Origin of the sequence: Nesterenkonia maliinae (assembly GCF_051262655.1) — a bacterium.
Classification (GTDB): Bacteria; Actinomycetota; Actinomycetes; order Actinomycetales; family Micrococcaceae; genus Nesterenkonia.
The window spans coordinates 1-258 of record NZ_JBIMEY010000020.1 but is presented as its reverse complement, the minus strand read 5'-3'; the positions used below and the strand labels follow the sequence as shown (position 1 = coordinate 258).

1 pseudogene is annotated in these 258 nt (G+C 59.3%); it reads right to left on the bottom strand.

Going from position 1 to position 258, the window contains the following annotated elements:
* Nucleotides 1-240: pseudogene (locus ACHAA4_RS15360) on the bottom strand (DUF305 domain-containing protein); the annotation flags it as partial.
* Between the last annotated feature and the right edge of the window lie 18 nt (nt 241-258).

Here is a 258-nt window from a genome sequence, read left to right as displayed (position 1 = left end):
GTCGTCGAAGTTGGCACGCTCGGAACGAGTGATAGCCATCGAATGATGCGGGATCATCGACTTCATGTACCCGGTGTCCTGCACCGTGATCTGGCTGCGGTCCAGGACGACACCCGTGCCGAGCAGCAGAGCGCTGATGACGACGACAGCGACGTTGGCCTTGGTGTTCTTATACATGTTCATCATCCACGCGAACATCACCAGGCCCATGGCGCCGCCCATGGTCAGCGCCATGATCATGCGACTCTCACTGAGGCG